The sequence below is a fragment of the Pseudomonas sp. TE3728 genome (genome assembly GCF_056279145.1).
On the sequence record NZ_JBWBQT010000001.1, the window covers coordinates 4,519,358 to 4,535,587 of the forward strand.

The following is a 16,230-nucleotide window of genomic DNA, read 5'->3' on the forward strand; positions in this document are numbered from 1 at the left end:
TCAATTTAAGTATCCAGGGTGGCCAATGATCTCCCCCGAATTGTACCGACTTGGTAAAAGTAAAGTGACAAGATATTTGGTATGTTTTAGGCAGGTCAATGGGTTTAAGTTTGCATGGGTTGTAAGCGCTCTCTCTCTACTCGACCAAAGGCGAACGGTGTGTTGGTCAGTCATGGCTATGTAAAGCATTACTAATCAACGTGGATGATATTTCTTGAATATTTGAATATTTATAACAAGTCTTTTCTATACATAAGTATGGTGAGAATTAAGAAGGTCATAATTTGATAAAACAATTTAATGTGGTTGTTGTGTTCGTTTCTCTCTGCATAGTTGGCAGCACAGGTTCTATATGTCTCATGTATGGTGTCGAAGTCATTTATGTATTTTTGGAAATCAGAAATTGGGTCTTTGTTGTTGAATCTAACATATAGATATGGATCTTTCATAAGCTCGATCAATAGCCTGACCTTTTCTGCCGCTGCTTCAGTATCAAACTTTCCGTTTTCGAGATGATCAGGTTTAGCTTTACGAATTTTTTCGTCAAAGTTTAATATGTTTTCTTTGATGGAACTTAATTTATCTATTAGCGGAGCTATCTCTTTTGCAGAAGTATTGAAGTTGGAAAACTGATCGCTGGGAACGCAAGTATTATATCCAATGCTCTTAGACATTCGTACAATATCGGTACCCATTTCTTGAAGCGCTAATAGAATTTCTTTTGATCCCGCTACGTCGTAGAGCTGAACGATCTCTCGATGATACTCAAGAAGTGTATGTATATAGGCTGTGTCAATTGTTCGTTTTGTATCTTCAATGTTTAACTTCTCATAATACTGGTTGGTGCGTATACTTTTTAACAGTTCAGTTAATTTGTATTCGAAATCCGCTCGTGGTCTGTAGAGTTCCATCTCTCTATATTGTATTTTGTCATTTTCTGGGAAAATAACTTTATCCAAAAAAATCTGAATTATAGATGTTGCGCAGATCCAGGCACATAAAATAACTTTTTTGTTCATGGTGACTTTTAAAGGAGTAATGTTGATTGCTGGCCGGTTGTAATTTGTTGTTGAGTTTTTCGCTTTTAATTGGTGCATCAGAGCTTAGCATGACTTCTCCAGAGTAAGCATCGTCCCAAGAAATTTCGTATGGTTATTTCGGTAACCGCCACCCTCTTTTTAACCGAGATACGATCAAACGAGCGGTCAGTACGTAATAATAATGGGTGGAGGTTGACTTATTATTCGCGCTGTTGTTTAGGAACCATATAAGGTGCTTTCGTTGCCATATCCACGGGTTTTCCAGGTTCCAGCGATTAACAATTGTCGTTTGGATTATCTTTGCCTGCCGAAGGTGACGTTGACGTGTGGTATACGATCCAGTCAGTACGCTCGCCAGGAACAGTTCCATATCAAATGTTTTGCTCATGCTCGACCACCAATGTAAGCCGAAACCACGTCGATACGACCGTGACCAAGTTCGTAGCTGATTTGTACTCGGGCCAACTGATCGAGGTGTTGGTTGAGTTGGTAGCAATTACCACCGTTGATGGGCGCGAGGTGATCAGTGATTTCCTCGTAGCGTTCGCACGCATAAGCCGCCCGCAGCTCATGAAAGCCTCTGAGTTCATGCGTGTGGAGGAGGTCTCGAGCGGGACGGACGGTGCTCGTTAGGAAGTCTAGGTAGCTTTCGTTCGGGGCCAATAGGTTGCGGCTACCTTTTGGCGAACTTGATGGGCGAATGCCAGTGCCTAGCGGATCTTATTGCTTACCGTAATCCAGCGAGAGGCTGATGCGCCCGAACGACCGCCTTTGGTGCCGTCCTGGATGTTGATCCTGCCGAGTTGTTTGGCCTCACGTTGCAGCCGGGGCAGGTTTGCTAAAATGGCCTCACGTAAACGCATCCCGGTTTCGCGTGCCAACTGCACGATGGCAGCGACTCGTGGCTGCTGATGTTCACATAGCACTTCAACGATCCGTTTCACTTGTGCGCGGTCTTGGCCTTGAGGTACTTCACTGCGGATACCGGAGCGCTGCATTCCCAGCGCCTTACTTGGACTTGGCGCTCTCATATACTGATCACCGCGAAGCGCAGCCAGGGTCCGGTTCACGCTGGACAACCGGTTTTGCGCGGTGGCGATGCCTATAGCGCCTTGTTCAACTTGCTGACGCAGATGTCCGGCGTAGTCCAGCAAGGTCTGCCGATCTATCTGCCGCGCATCGTTAAACCCTGGCCCATCCTTCGACCGACACCACCGCACAAATGCCTGCCACCGATCACTGTGCGCTTTGACCGTGCCGTAATGCCCGCCGCCAAAAAGATCACGTAATGCTTGTGGCCCCGCATAGCTCAGCTGCCGACCATAGCCAAAATTGCGCCCGTCTCGCCTTCCTACCAATGCCATGAGCAAACTCCTCTCGAAACCAAAACTTTTAAAACTTTCCCCACGTCATCCCGCCAAGAATGCTGAGTGTTATCAGGGATCAAGGCCCCTGCGACCTGTGAGGGTTGTCCACTAACGCGGGACTGGCGGCTCTTTACGACCGGGAGCTTGGGCATCTCATGATCTGGCCTCCTGAACACTTCCGAGGAAGTGGGCGGGTGGTGGCTGCATCGGCTGACGAATCCAACGCCGCGAGATCCTGAGTCAGGTAAAAGCAGTGATGCGATGACCGGGGCATGCCTGACTGTCAGTCAGGTGCAGTCCATTCTCTGGGCTGCGGCACCATCATCTGCGTCGCTGTTGCTGGTGACTTCGGTGTTTGTCACGCCGATTGTCACGAGGGGAAATGCCGCAATGCCTTGTACGAGTTGGGCTGCAGCAGCGGTAGGAGCGCCCGTCTCTTTCCGGAAGAAAGAGACGGGCGCAGGTTGGCGCAAGGAAATGGCCAAGCGGATAGGTTGCTGCAGGGCAGCTATGAAAGGGAATGAGTTGCCGCAGTGGGCACGCTGGTAAAAGTAGGCATCCATCACATCACTGTGACCGTGCGAGCCGCCGGACGCTAATCGCACTTTGGGAGAACCACCACGGTGTGGCGTAGCCTTAAAGGTTCTGGCTACCTGGGGTTGCTGTCAACGACAGCGCTTTGCCCGATCTTTTCTACGCCTGTGGATAATTCGGGTCAAGGCTCGAGTTCTCGGGAATTCTGCGGCTGTGGATGAAATTATCCACCGGTGGAAATCTGTGGTTTTCCACAGACAGTTGCGTGGGCTTTAGATTTTTTAAGTGAGGTCCATCCAAGCAGGGCGGCTTTGCAGCCCTGTTTGGATGGACCCGCGTGGACAAGCGGATCACTGAGATATGAAGACCGAACGCTTACTCGGTTGCGCCACGTTTTGCTTTTAGGCGAGTGACGTTCGCTCCGGTCTGGTTCGCGAACTCGTGTGGAGTGACATGCTCCTGCCGGTTGGCCTCTAGGTACCGGCTCCACCAGTTCATGATCAGCCTGCGCTCCTCAATGAACTCGGCCTTGTGGATGTAAGCGGCGCGGACGTTATTCCGCTCCTTGTGGCTCATCTGCCTTTCAATGGCTGTCTCGGACCACAGCCCTGACTCAATCAGCGCGCTACAGGCCATCGACCGAAACCCATGCCCGCATATTTCGGCTTTGGTGTTGTACCCCATCTTTCTGAGTGCGCTGTTCACCGTGTTTTCAGACATGGGCTTCCAAGGCTTGGCATCGCCTGCAAACACCAGATCGAATTTGCCGGAGAGGACCTGGATCTGTTCAAGCAGAGCCACGGCTTGTGGCGATAAGGGTACAAGGTGGATGTCCCCGGCCATCTTCGTTCCCCTTGTTGAAAAGGGCACTCCGTCCAACGCGGGTCGAGTGTCCGGTATCTCCCAGGTGCCGCGCTTGAGGTCGAACTCGCTCCAGCGGGCGAAGCGCAGTTCGCTGGAGCGGACGAACACATGCAGCGAGAGCATGACCGTCAGCCGGGTAAGTGCGCGGCCTCTGTAGGTGTCGATAAGCTCCTGCAATTCAGGCAGACGCGATAAGGGTAAAGCAGGGCGGTGAATCACCCTCGGAGCTTTGATCAAACCTTCAAGGTCGGAGGCAGGGTTTGCGGCGATCTGTCGAGCACGTTTCGCCTCGCGCATGATGCTTTGCAGGTAGTTTTGTACCCTTAAAGCGACGTCAATCGTGCCGCGTTTCTGGATCGCTTCCAGAGGTTGCATCAGGTCATGGGTGTCCAGATCGACAATGGAGCGAGCACCGATCAGCGGGAAGACATGGGTTTTGAGGCGGCTCAGAACCGTCTTGGCATGGCCCGGTGCCCATTTGGCAGACATCGCTTTGTGCCAGTCCAGTGCGGCGCTTTCAAAGGTTCGGCCTTTTATTGCGGCCTGCGTCTTGGCTTGGTGTTTGGTCTCTATGGGGTCGATGCCTTTTGCCAGCATCCGTTTGACCTCTAGGCGCTTGTTGCGCGCATCGGCGAGTCCGACCACGGGGTAGCTGCCGAACGAGGTTAGTCCTTCGCGTCCATCAGGTTTTACATACCTGAGACGCCAGCCTTTACGGCCATTGGGTTGGACTAGAAGGTAGAGGCCGTCGCCGTCGAAAAGCTTGTAGGCGCGGTCGGTGGGCTTCGCTGAGCGGCAAGCCGAATCGGAGAGTGGAGCAGTGGTGCGCGACATAAGGGTACTCCCCCTTTATCGAATTACCTTACCCCTAACATTACCCCTAAAACTGCTGGAATCCACCAGATTTTGACGTAACCTGACGGAACCCCAAAACGAAAAAACCCGCCAGAAGGCGGGTTTTTCGGGGGTTCCAGAGATTTTGAAAGCCTTCTCTGGAACCTTGTATGGTGCCGGCACCAGGAGTCGAACCCGGGACCTACTGATTACAAGTCAGTTGCTCTACCAACTGAGCTATACCGGCATGTTAGGGCGACGATTATAGCGATTGGGTTGGTTCTGTAAACCCCTGAATTCAGACTATTTTTACGCCGGCGTTCGGTCAGGCGCGAACCAGCACTTTCTTGAGCTTCTGCAGGGCACGCCAGGCTCGGCTGTTTTGCATCGCCCGCAACTGCGCTTCGGCGTGTTCGGCGCGTTGCAGGGCGGCGGCGAGGTGGTTTTCAGCGTCGGTGATGGGGTGGCTGAAGTTGTGGCCGCGGCAGAACTGGAATTCGTCCAGGTTGCATGGCGGGATGTCGAAGGCGGGTTTGAGGGCCAGGTGTTCTTCGGCGAGGTAGTAAGTGTTGATGCCGTCGAACAGGATGGACTGGTAGCCGGCGCCGGTGACGAGGGTTTCCCAGGTCTGGTCGCGTTCCCATGGGGTTTCGATGAGGATGATCCACGGTCGCCATCGGGTGAAGTCCATGCCGCGCAGGACGGTTTCTTCGTGGCCTTCGACGTCGATTTTCAGGAAGTGAATCGGACGGTTCCCGGCGTGTTGTTCGCAGATGGAGGCCAGGGTGCGGGATTTGACGGTTTGGCTGCGCACGTCCATGCCGGCGTCTTTGTGTTGCTGGGCCAGGGCCGGGTCAAGGGTCGACAGGCCGGTGCCGGCGATGCCGTAGAAGGTCAGGTCGTCGGCACTTTCGCCGGCCACGCATTGCAGGTTGATGTCGTTGGGGCGTTGTTCGCACAGGGCGTCGTAATAATTTGGCATGGGTTCGACGTTGATGCCGGTCCAGCCGCGGTCATAGAAGGCCTTGGTGACGGAGTCTTGGGTGGGGTGGTTGGCCCCGATATCGATATAGAAGCCATTTTCGACGTATTTGAGGGCGCGCCACAGGCGGATGTCTTCGAAATTCTGGGCGTAAGAAATGAACGTCACGGTCGCATCCTGTCGGTCAGATTTTTCTTGTTCATGTCCGCACTGTCGGCGTCCTTGTATGCGTGTATAGCAAGGGACGTTGCAAGGTGCAATTTTCCGCTATGGATGTCCGGTATTCGGCGGTTATGTCGTTTTGATGAAATGCTTATGCACAATGGGCTAGGGGCGATTGCCTGTTCATTACGATTTTGTAGACTCGTTCTCATTTGTCCGCAAATGCCTGTTTTGCGGGTTTTTTATTTGTGTGAACAAAAAATGACCAGCAGTGTTTAAGGCGTAAAACAGCTTGGATATTGGATCCACGATAATTCCATCAACAGAGTTATCCACAGGCTGTGGCTATTTAAGGACGTTCTGCAAGGAGTAGGAAATTGCGCGGCGTGAGTGGAGTTTTACAGAAGGTGCCGAGACGAACGGCGTAACCCTGTTCAATAAGGAAAAGTGCCCGATCAAGTACCAGCCACAGCTCCAGCGGCCGTCGGAAAAGGCCTCGCAGCAGCTCCAGATTGCGGACTTCAGCCAATCGCTGCCAACCGGCGGTTTCGAGTGTAGTCCAATCTGGGGCATCCACTGTGGATAAGTTTTTGAGTGCTGCCAGATCGCGGCAGTAATCGGCGAAAGGCTTGTCCAGCCAGGCGCTGGGCAGGGAGGGGGTTGGCAGGTATTCGTCGACGCCGCGCAGTTGCCGTTGCAGCAAGTCGAACGCCAGGCGCCGGGCCATGGAGGTGTCGCGCTGGCGTCGGACGCGAGCGCCGGCGGTGACGGTTTCGCTCATCGGCAGCGCAAGATCATCAAGGGAGAGACGTAGGTCGGAGCGCTCAGCCGCACAGGAAAGCGGCTGATAGGTGCCCAGACTGATCCGGTTGTAGCAGCACGGTGCGATGGCCAGTTGTTTGCAACCGGCGGCGCTGGCGAGCTGGATCAGTCGCACATGCAGATCACCGCAGGCGTGCAGCGCTACGGGCGTGTGATCGGCGTTCAATAAGGAGGCTGCGCCTGGCGCGAGCACATCCTGCTCGACGTGCAACGCATGCAACTGATGACGCTGGCTGAGCGCCTGGCCGCTGGCGACCAGCGCCGGGTCGAACTCCAGGCAGGTCAGTTGTTGCCCGGTTTGCAACAGGCGTCGCCCCAAATGGCCCTTGCCCGAACACCAATCCAGCCAATGCGTCGGTGCTTGAGCGAACTGCAGGCGACCGGCGAACGCTTCAATCTGCTGCCACTTACGTCCCGGCACATCCACATTCAATCGATGACCTGCCGCTTCAAGTGTACGAGCTGGTAATTCACCCACCGTGCTCAGTTCAGCAGACATCGCCGCCAATGAAGCAAATGGCTCCGGCGCATCGAGCAAACAAGGTTGGTTATGACTGCTTTCCGCATCCTCCAGCGACCGGCCGCGTAGCCAAAACGCCAACTCCGGGTAGGACGCTTCCCAAGGCAGTTGCAGATGGGTAAACGGTCGAGGCTTCCACAGCGCCTGATGCTCGATCAGAAAAGCATCCAGCGCGGTGAAACGGGCGAGCAGGGCCTCGCCCGTCAGCACGCAGGAATCAACGCCCTTGGCAGGCATCGACGCGCAGCCAGCGCTCCAGCAGCTTGAAGCCACGAACCAGCACGTAAGCCATCAGCAGATAGAACATGCCCACGGCGAAGAAGATCTCCACCGGCAAGTAGGTGCGGGCGATGATGGTGCGAGCCATGCCGGTCAATTCCAGCAAGGTCACGGTGCTGGCCAGGGCACTGGCCTTGAGCATCAGGATCACTTCGTTGCTGTAGGCCGGCAGGCCGATGCGCGCCGCACGCGGCAGCATGATGTAGAACAGCGCTTTGGCCCGGGACATGCCCAGCGCCCGCGCCGCTTCAATCTCGCCCGGTGGAATGGCCTGGATCGCGCCGCGCAGGATCTCGGCGATGTAGGCCGCGGTGTGCAGGGTCATGGTCGCCGTGGCGCACCAGAACGGACTGCGCAGGTACGGCCACATCGAGCTGTTACGCACCGCATCGAACTGCGCCAGGCCGTAATAGACCAGGAACAGCTGAACCAGCAACGGCGTACCGCGGAAAAAGAAGATGTAGCCGTAGGGGAATGCCCGCACGTACCAGAGTCGTGACGAGCGAGCGATGCCCAGCGGAATCGCCAGCAGCAACCCGGCGATCACGGCGATGGCCACCAGTTCCAGGGTCAGCGTCGCGCCCTGAGCCAGTTTTGGCAGCCACTTGATGATGACTTCCCAGTTCATTGGGTGCTCCTCGCGAAGCCGCGAGCGGCACGTCGTTCCATAAAGTGCATGCCGGTCATGGCCAGAATGGTCAGACCCAGATACATGAAGGCGGCCACCATATAGAAGGTGAACGGTTGCTTGGATATGGTCACGCCGATTTGTGTGTGACGCATGATTTCTTCCAGGCCGATGACGGAGACCAGCGCAGTGTCTTTCATCAGGATCATGAACAGGTTGCCCAGGCCGGGAAGGGCGATGCGCCACATCTGCGGCATGATCAGCCGGGTAAAGATGCGAAATTTCGACAGGCCCAGGGCCACGCCGGCTTCACGGTGACCCTTTGGGATTGCCAGAATCGCACCGCGAAACACTTCCGTGGCGTAGGCGCCGAAGCACAGCCCCAGCGCAATCACACCGGCAGCGAAGGCGTTGAGTTCGAGGTCGGGGTTGCCGAAGAACTCGCCCAAGGCACGCATCAGGTTGACTGTGCCGAAGTAGATCAACAGCACCCAGAGCAATTCCGGGATGCCGCGAACCAGCGTGGAATAAGTGCCGCCAAGCCATTGCAGCGGCTTGTACGGGGAAGTCTTGGCCAAGGCGCCAAGCAGACCGAGCACCAGCCCCAGGCACAAGGCCGAGAGTGCCAGTTTCACAGTCATCAGCGCACCAGCGGCAAGCGCCGGGCCGAATCCGTAGAGGTCGATAATCATGGATTTCTATTCAAATCGCGGCAGGCAAGGCGAAGGACCGACACCGTCACAGAACGGCGCCGGCCAGGCAGGTCAGAATCAGTAGATGCTGAACGGGAAGTACTTGTCGTTGATCTTTTTGTAGGTGCCATCAGCGACGATTTCTTTCAGCGCATTGTCCAGCTTTTCGCGAATCGGGTCGTTCTTGCGCACAGCGATACCGATCTTGTCGCTTTCTTCAACCGGGTCGCCCTTGAATTCGTAAGCCCGGCCGGCCTCGCTTTTCAGCCATTCGTAGTTGACGTACTTGTCGGCCAGGATGCCGTCCAGACGACCCGAAGTCAGGTCCAGGTAGGCGTTTTCCTGGGTGTCGTAGAGTTTGATTTCGACGCCTTCCATGTTGTCTTCCAGCCAGGTGCCGGCCAGGGTTGCGCGTTGGGCGCCGATCACTTTGCCCTGCAACGACTCCTTGTCGGTTTTGAAATCGACGTTTTTCGGTGCGATGAACTGCAGCTTGTTGGAGTAGTACGGGGCGGTGAAGTCCACTGCTTGCTTGCGCTCGTCAGTGATCGACATCGAGGAGATCAGGAAGTCGAACTTCTTGGCGTTCAGGGCCGGAATGATGCCGTCCCAGTCGGACGTGACCACGGTGCACTCGACTTTCATCTTGGCGCACAGGGCATCACCGATTTCTCTGTCGAAGCCGACGACATTGCCACTGGCATCTTTGTTGTTGAACGGCGGGTAGGCCGCTTCGATGCCCATCTTCAAGGTCTCGGCGGCGGCACCGGCGCTGAAGGCCAGGGTGACAGCAGCGGCCAGGAAGATTTTTTTGTAGTTCTGCATGCGGGTAGCTCCGTTAGCGGTTGCTGGACATGAATTGTTTGCAGCGTGCCGAAAGCGGGTTTTCAAACACCTGCTGCGGCGATCCTTGTTCTTCTACCAGGCCCTGGTGGAGGAACACCACTTCGCTGGAAACCTGACGGGCAAAGCCCATTTCATGGGTCACGAGCAGCATGGTGCGGCCTTCTTCGGCCAATGCGCGGATGACATTAAGTACTTCCTGGACCATTTCCGGGTCAAGGGCGGAGGTGGGTTCGTCGAACAGAATGACCTTGGGCTGCATCGCCAGGGTGCGGGCGATAGCCGCGCGTTGCTGCTGACCGCCGGAGAGTTGCGCCGGGTAGGCGTGGCGCTTGTCAGCGATGCCGACCTTGGCCAGCAAGGCTTCGGCGACTTCAATGGCTTCGGCCTTACTCTGCCCGAGTACGCGGCGCGGGGCTTCGATGATGTTGTCGAGCACGCTCATGTGCGGCCAGAGATTAAAGTTTTGAAATACAAAACCGATCTCGCTGCGCAGGCGATTGATCTGCTTGCCGTCGGCAGCGACCAGTTCGCCGTTCTTGGCGGCTTTGAGCTTGAGTTCTTCGCCGGCCACCAGGATCTGGCCCTGATGCGGGTTTTCCAGCAGGTTGATGCAACGCAGGAACGTGGACTTGCCGGAACCGGAGGAACCCAGGATCGAGATCACATCGCCGTCGCGGGCGGTCAGCGAGATGCCTTTGAGCACCTCAAGCTGTCCGTAGCGTTTGTGCAAGTTGCGGATTTCAAGCGCGGGCGTGGCCTCAGCCATGTGCGTTCCTCATAGTGTTTTGCGCTCCTGCTATTGGCGGCCTTCCTGGCGAGGCGGCCAAGCTAGCATAGCGTTCGAATGGCAGCCAACAGCGCTACGGACGGTAAACGGGTGGCATGTGGCAGGTTGTCGCATCGGCACAGCAGACTGTCGCCCCATCAACAACCGAACAGCCGTTTGAACACGCTTGGACGTGGCTGTCGCGTAAAAAAAGGCGCGATGTTGCCAGCTTTGGCGGGGTGTTGGAAGCGCCAACCGGACAAACGTACCCGAACTGCACTTTTATTGTGCGTACCTGTATTTCTTGATGTGTTTTTGGTGCGCAGATTCGTTACTGAAGTGGGTGGCAGAGTAACGCTCTGGCGAAATGCCATTAATCTCAATGACTTGCGATAACTGCTCGATCAGCGTGCAGGCCCCGGGTAACGGGCGTATGAAACATTTTGGCGCAATTATTGCGTGCAGAATAAGAAACGCCCTGTTGGATTCTTTTTACGAGAAGGGATTTCAGACCGGGCCGATGTCATCGTTTTACTTGCAAAGGTAGTTTTAATGAGCAGTAGCCAAAGCTCCTCCAATGGCCTTGAACAGGGGCTAAAACCGCGTCATGTGACCATGCTGTCGATCGCCGGGGTTATCGGCGCCGGCCTGTTCGTCGGCTCCGGCCACGCCATTGCCGCTGCTGGCCCGGCCGTGCTGTTGGCTTACGCGGCCGCCGGTGCCCTAGTGGTTCTGGTCATGCGAATGCTTGGCGAGATGGCCGTTGCATCGCCAGACACAGGTTCCTTCTCGACATACGCCGATCGCGCGATCGGTCACTGGGCCGGTTTCACCATCGGCTGGCTCTACTGGTGGTTCTGGGTTTTAGTCATCCCGCTGGAGGCTAATGCTGCCGCGACCATTTTGCATGCCTGGTTCCCGAACGTGGCGATCTGGGCCTTCACCTTGGTTATCACCTTGCTGCTGACCGTGACCAACCTGTTCAGTGTGAAGAACTATGGAGAATTCGAGTTCTGGTTCGCCCTGGTCAAAGTCATTGCGATCATCGGCTTTATCGGTCTTGGCATTCTGGCAATCTTCGGCTTCCTGCCGACCAGCCAGGTCAGCGGCGTGTCGCATTTGTTTGACACTCAAGGCTTCCTGCCAAACGGCATGGGCGCAGTGCTGGGTGCCATCCTGACCACTATGTTTTCCTTCATGGGCACTGAGATCGTGACCATCGCGGCCGCGGAATCGAAGAACCCTGGCCAGCAGATTTCCAAGGCTACCAACTCGGTGATCTGGCGGATTGGCTTGTTCTACCTCGTCTCCATCTTCATCGTTGTGGCCTTGGTGCCATGGAATGACCCGATTCTGGCTAGTGTCGGTTCCTACCAGACTGTGCTGGAGCGCATGGGTATCCCGAATGCCAAGCTGATCGTCGATATCGTGGTTCTGGTTGCGGTAACCAGCTGCCTCAACTCGGCGCTCTACACTGCTTCGCGCATGATGTTCTCGTTGGGCAAACGCGGCGATGCGCCGGCCGTTTCCCAGCGCACCAATAGCAGCGGCACACCTTATTGGGCCGTGATGCTGTCGACTGCAGCTGCGTTTCTTGCAGTGTTCGCTAACTACGTGGCGCCGGCCGCTGTATTCGAATTCCTGCTGGCCAGCTCGGGCGCCATCGCGTTGCTGGTGTACCTGGTGATCGCGATTTCGCAACTGCGTATGCGCAAACAGCGTATGGCTCGCGGTGAAAAAATCGCCTTCAGCATGTGGCTGTTCCCGGGCCTGACCTACGCGGTGATCGTATTCATTGTCGCGGCTCTGACCATCATGCTGTTCCAGGAAGCCCATCGCGTGGAGATCCTCGCGACCGGTCTGTTGAGCTTGTTGGTAGTGGCTGCCGGATTGTTTGTGGCTCGCCGTCGCAAGCTGCAGAAAGTGGGCGCGGTGGTGCTGAACTGATTCGTACCGCGTAACGCAAAACGGCCGCTGTCAGTGATGACAAGCGGCCGTTTTTATTTCTGGGGTAGCCTTACTCGGCCTTTTCCACTGGCAGGTCCAGCGACTGGCGATAACTGTCCAGCGCATCGCCAAAGTCGGTGATGAATTGCGGGTCGGTCAGCCAGGCCTGGGCGGCGTCGCGGTCCATGCCATCAGCCCACATGCGGTAGTCGATCAGCATGTCGGCGGCCAAATGTGTGGCGGCCATGGCTTCGTTGTCGGCGTTTTCCATGTCCAGCAATTCTGGATGGTCGCTGATGATTTCGGCGAGGTCTGACAGCAGGGTCAGCAGCATGTCGTTGCGGCTGGTAGCCTCGGCGTCACGCATTTTGCTGAACATCGCCAAGGTGTATTCCGGGATCGGCTCACCGATGTCGCCCAGGTCATCGTCCAGCGCGGCGGGTTTTCTGCCGTGGATATTGATTTGCTTGGCTTTGATTTTGGCGCGTTTGGCGCGTTTCTGTTGCTTGTTCAGGGATGCCATGGGAACTCAGTCTGGTTTCTGTTGGGTTTGGGCCGCGATGGTGTCGGACGCCGCCACGTAGTCAGCCTGGAAGGCCGCAGATTCGATCCACGCCAGGGCGCCGGCTTCGTCTGTCTCGGTGGACCATTGGCGGTATTCGATCAGTGCCGCGAGGATGAAGTCCATTGCGCCTTCTTCGCCTTCCTGCTCGTACACCAGTTCCAGCAGCGGGTCTTCGAGGAAGGCTGCGCACATCGCTCGCTGACTGATTTTTTCGGCGTCGATCATTTTCTTGAACAGTTCGGTCAGGTCTACCGATTCGAAGTCGATGCGATCGTCGTTCGGGTCCAGCTCGACCGGCGCAGCGGCCCGCTGGGTGCGGTTCTGCTTGGCCTTGGCTTTGGCGCGGGAGGCGCGTTTGTTCTGCTTGTTGGCGGAGGCCATGGGCGTCGTTCCGTAATTCGTTGAGGGGGCGCATCCATCAACTGCGTGGCACTCGCCGCCCGGGTGTATCGGGGGCCAGCTCGCCGGTTCGCAGCCAGGACAATGCAATGGGCCATAGTGTGGCTTGGTATGCGCTACGAAAAAAGGCGAAATGTCCGACTTCTTCTTCGTCGATGTCTTCAGGGGTGATTCGCAGGTGGGTGTTTGTACTGCCAGTGAAGTAGCTGAGCAGGCGTTCGATGGCCGCAATGGTGCCATACGGATCGTCGCTGAGGCTGATGGCCAGGGTTTGGGCGGTGACATTGGCGAAGGGGAGCTGACCGTTTTTGGCGTGGATGACACGACCGCTGGGGCGTTTCTCGTATCGGGCGGTGGGCATGCTCCAGTCGCGGACTACACCGGCCGGGGTGTCTTCGAGCCAGCCGAGGCGTTTGCCGGGAAAATAGCCATAAAGCAGGGTCATCAATGGCATCGTCACGTGCCACTTCCCAAACATTCGCCAGCGATGGGCGGGGGCATAGTCGCGCCAGTAAGCGAACTGCGCACCCACCGTCACCAGGCGTCGGATCACATGCCCCGAGGCGCCCAACCCTGCCGCACAACCGCCGAAGCTGTGGCCGACGACATTGATGGGTTGTCCTGCAAACTCGCGTTGTGCCCTTTGCAGCATCGCCTCGAAATCCAGCGCGCCCCAGTCGGACCAAGAGGCATCAAGCCCTTTCAGCGACGCCGGGCGCGACTCGCCAATGCCGCGGTAGTCATAGGTGATCACGTCGAAGCCGTTGGCGAACAGGTAATCGGCGAAGCGCGAGTAGTGTCGGCAGCGGACTGAAGTCGCCGCGTTGATGATCACCACCGCACGGGTTGGGTCTTGATTCGTATGCCGCCAGGTGAAACCGCCAAGGATGAAGCCGTCGGAGGCGGGCTCCTTGAAAGAGTCACCAGGTGTGCCGGTGGGTAACGGCAATTCAAGTTGCGTCGGGGCCAGTGAGGGCATTTCCTGCAAATTCATCGGCGTTGAACCTTTGCGGTTAGCGAACCACCATAGTCTTCACGCCGTTTATGAACAATCCACCGGTGCTTATCGGAGCCTCTGCTTGAGCAACCGCTCCTCAAGCACCGCCCATTCCCGATCCAGTTCTGTGCGAAGTTCCTCCTCGCTCGGCAGCACCAGTCTGTAGGTACTGGCGAACAGTTGTTCGTTGCCTTGCAGCACTGAATAGCGCACCACCGATTCATCTTTTTGCGCGCAGAGAATGAGACCGACGGTGGGACTATCCTCCGGTCCGCGCTTGAGATCGTCGTACATGCGCACGTACATGTCCATCTGGCCAACATCCTGGTGGGTCAGTACGCCGCGCTTGAGGTCGAAGATGACGAAGCACTTGAGCAGGTAGTTGTAGAACACCAGATCGATGTAGAAGTCTTTGCTCTCGGTACTGATGCGTTGCTGGCGAGCGATGAAGGCGAAGCCTTTGCCCAATTCGAGCAGGAAACCCTGGAGTTGATCGATCAAGGCTTGTTCAAGTTCGCTTTCCTGGATCAAGCCCGCATTGGGCAGGCCGAGAAACTCCAGTAGCACGGGGTCACGGATGAACTCCCGAGGGCTGGCGTTCATTTGCTGGATGTTGGTGTCGGCTTTTGACGGCAGCCCGGTCGCGGCTCGCCAGCAAGCGTTCGTAATAGAGGGTATTGATTTGGCGCTCAAGGGCGCGACTTGACCAGTTCTGCAGAGCAGATTCGTTCATGTACCAGTGGCGAGCATTGTCATTGTCGACTCGTAGCAGCCTGCGGTAATGGGTCCAGCTCAATTCGTGACGCAGTGCGTCACGAATTGGGAATGCTTGGTAGAACAGGCGCATGTAGCGAAGGTTGGAAGCGTCGAAACCTTTCCCAAATTGCTCCGTCAGTACTTTCGCCAGCGTCGACAGCAACTGCTTGCCATACACCGCCCGTCGAGCGCCTTCCTGCTCGAACTCCACAATATGCCGTCCGATCTGCCAACAGGTTTGCACCTGAACGGTATCGACCGCTCGCAGCACCTTCTGACGCGCTTCACGGATCAACTCGCCAAGATTGCCGAGCAGTGAAGTGATCTGTGGATCTTGAGTGTTACCGGGTTTGAGAGGATTCATGAGATTTTCCGCGGCTGAAGGAAACAGGCGGAAGAGGATGGCAAGGGAGTGATAGTCCGCGATGCCGGGCGTTGCTGGTAAATCGGAAGGAAAGGCGAATTTGCTTTGCAGGACCGGGCCGACGACAGCCCATGCATGAGGAGCACATCACGTAGTCCGATTCGCAGTGATCCCAAGTTCAAATCGATCTAAAACTTGAACATTTAGCAACAAATCTAAAAAGAGTAACGATTGGGTTCTGCGTAACCCGGGAGTCGCCATCATGAAGTACGTCCATTCATTCATGCTGCCCATCGCCGCTGTTGGCGTATTGATGCTTCCAGTCGTGCTTAACGCCGCCAGTCTTGAACCGATCGATCCCTCAGGCGTGCAAGTCCAGCAGCAACAGCAAAACGGGATTACCTACCTGTCCGGCGGTATCGGAGAGGATGAGGCTAAAGCTATCCAGCAAACAAAGGGCTACAACCTACACATGACCTTCTCTACCGGTGTGGAGAACAAATATGTTCCGGATGTGAATCTGGTCATTCAGAAAGACCCGGGGCAGCCCGTACTGACCCTGAGTGAGGCCGGGCCGCTGGTTTACGTACAACTGCCACCTGGCAAGTACACAGTCATCGCGACACGCAATGGTGAGGAGCGGCGTGATACGGCGGAGGTAGGAAGTGGCGCTGCTCGCAATCTTGTCTTCCATTGGGGTAGTGAAAACTAGCCAAAGAGAGACGACTTGCGCGACGCCTGATCAAATCCCAGGCATAAAAAAACCCTGAATCTTTACGGTTCAGGGTTTTGGTGTCCCGGAGACGGTACTCGGCTCGGCGGCGGAGTTTGTCTTTAGTTTGACTAAAGTTTGTCTAGATAAAGAT

The 16,230-nt window shown here is 55.9% G+C and carries 13 protein-coding genes, 1 tRNA gene and 2 pseudogenes; 2 read left to right on the forward strand and 14 right to left on the reverse strand.

Annotated features, from left to right (window positions below; genetic code table 11):
- Positions 1-230: 230 nt before the first annotated feature.
- From ACZ89R_RS19805 to ACZ89R_RS19850, 10 genes and pseudogenes are all read right to left on the reverse strand, one after another.
- Positions 231-1,097, reverse strand: coding sequence for a hypothetical protein (locus tag ACZ89R_RS19805; protein ID WP_429544833.1), 867 nt, complete (start codon positions 1,095-1,097; stop codon positions 231-233).
- Between the two features lie 327 nt (positions 1,098-1,424).
- A pseudogene (locus tag ACZ89R_RS19810) lies at positions 1,425-2,404 on the reverse strand (integrase domain-containing protein).
- A 912-nt stretch (positions 2,405-3,316) separates the two neighbouring features.
- Positions 3,317-4,639 (reverse strand): tyrosine-type recombinase/integrase, encoded by a 1,323-nt coding sequence (locus ACZ89R_RS19815; protein ID WP_429544832.1) that lies wholly within the window; start codon positions 4,637-4,639, stop codon positions 3,317-3,319.
- 171 nt (positions 4,640-4,810) lie between these two features.
- A tRNA-Thr gene (locus ACZ89R_RS19820) sits at positions 4,811-4,886 on the reverse strand.
- Between the two features lie 78 nt (positions 4,887-4,964).
- Positions 4,965-5,789: an FkbM family methyltransferase gene (locus tag ACZ89R_RS19825; protein WP_218396930.1), complete on the reverse strand. Its 825-nt coding sequence runs from the start codon at positions 5,787-5,789 to the stop codon at positions 4,965-4,967.
- A gap of 343 nt (positions 5,790-6,132) precedes the next feature.
- Positions 6,133-7,362: a methyltransferase gene (locus ACZ89R_RS19830; protein WP_429544831.1), complete on the reverse strand. Its 1,230-nt coding sequence runs from the start codon at positions 7,360-7,362 to the stop codon at positions 6,133-6,135.
- A complete protein-coding gene (locus ACZ89R_RS19835) occupies positions 7,343-8,032 on the reverse strand; it encodes an ABC transporter permease (RefSeq protein WP_429544830.1) in 690 nt (229 codons plus the stop codon). Before ACZ89R_RS19835 ends, ACZ89R_RS19830 begins: the two co-directional genes overlap by 20 nt.
- A complete protein-coding gene (locus ACZ89R_RS19840) occupies positions 8,029-8,724 on the reverse strand; it encodes an ABC transporter permease (protein ID WP_008068748.1) in 696 nt (231 codons plus the stop codon). Before ACZ89R_RS19840 ends, ACZ89R_RS19835 begins: the two co-directional genes overlap by 4 nt.
- 78 nt (positions 8,725-8,802) lie before the next feature.
- A complete protein-coding gene (locus ACZ89R_RS19845; protein ID WP_429544829.1) occupies positions 8,803-9,549 on the reverse strand; it encodes an ABC transporter substrate-binding protein in 747 nt (248 codons plus the stop codon).
- A 13-nt stretch (positions 9,550-9,562) separates the two neighbouring features.
- Entirely contained in the window at positions 9,563-10,336 is a 774-nt protein-coding gene (locus ACZ89R_RS19850) for an ABC transporter ATP-binding protein (protein ID WP_007897462.1), read from the reverse strand.
- A gap of 552 nt (positions 10,337-10,888) precedes the next feature.
- On the opposite strand from ACZ89R_RS19850, the gene gabP reads away from it, so the two are divergent.
- Positions 10,889-12,283 (forward strand): GABA permease, encoded by a 1,395-nt coding sequence (gene gabP / locus ACZ89R_RS19855; protein ID WP_429544828.1) that lies wholly within the window; start codon positions 10,889-10,891, stop codon positions 12,281-12,283.
- Positions 12,284-12,353: 70 nt separating this feature from the next.
- Here the strand turns inward: gabP and ACZ89R_RS19860 are convergent, their stop codons facing one another.
- The 4 genes and pseudogenes from ACZ89R_RS19860 to ACZ89R_RS19875 form a co-directional block, all read right to left on the reverse strand.
- Positions 12,354-12,806 (reverse strand): hypothetical protein, encoded by a 453-nt coding sequence (locus ACZ89R_RS19860; protein ID WP_429431444.1) that lies wholly within the window; start codon positions 12,804-12,806, stop codon positions 12,354-12,356.
- A gap of 6 nt (positions 12,807-12,812) precedes the next feature.
- Complete coding sequence (locus tag ACZ89R_RS19865; RefSeq protein WP_192346647.1) at positions 12,813-13,229, reverse strand: hypothetical protein; 417 nt, start codon at positions 13,227-13,229, stop codon at positions 12,813-12,815.
- 37 nt (positions 13,230-13,266) lie between these two features.
- A complete protein-coding gene (locus ACZ89R_RS19870; RefSeq protein ID WP_429544827.1) occupies positions 13,267-14,241 on the reverse strand; it encodes an alpha/beta hydrolase family protein in 975 nt (324 codons plus the stop codon).
- A 69-nt stretch (positions 14,242-14,310) separates the two neighbouring features.
- Positions 14,311-15,364, reverse strand: a pseudogene (locus ACZ89R_RS19875) (PDDEXK nuclease domain-containing protein).
- Positions 15,365-15,626: 262 nt separating this feature from the next.
- Between ACZ89R_RS19875 and ACZ89R_RS19880 the strand changes: the two are divergent.
- Positions 15,627-16,076, forward strand: a complete 450-nt coding sequence (locus tag ACZ89R_RS19880) for a carboxypeptidase regulatory-like domain-containing protein (RefSeq protein ID WP_429544826.1) — start codon at positions 15,627-15,629, stop codon at positions 16,074-16,076.
- Positions 16,077-16,230: the final 154 nt, after the last annotated feature.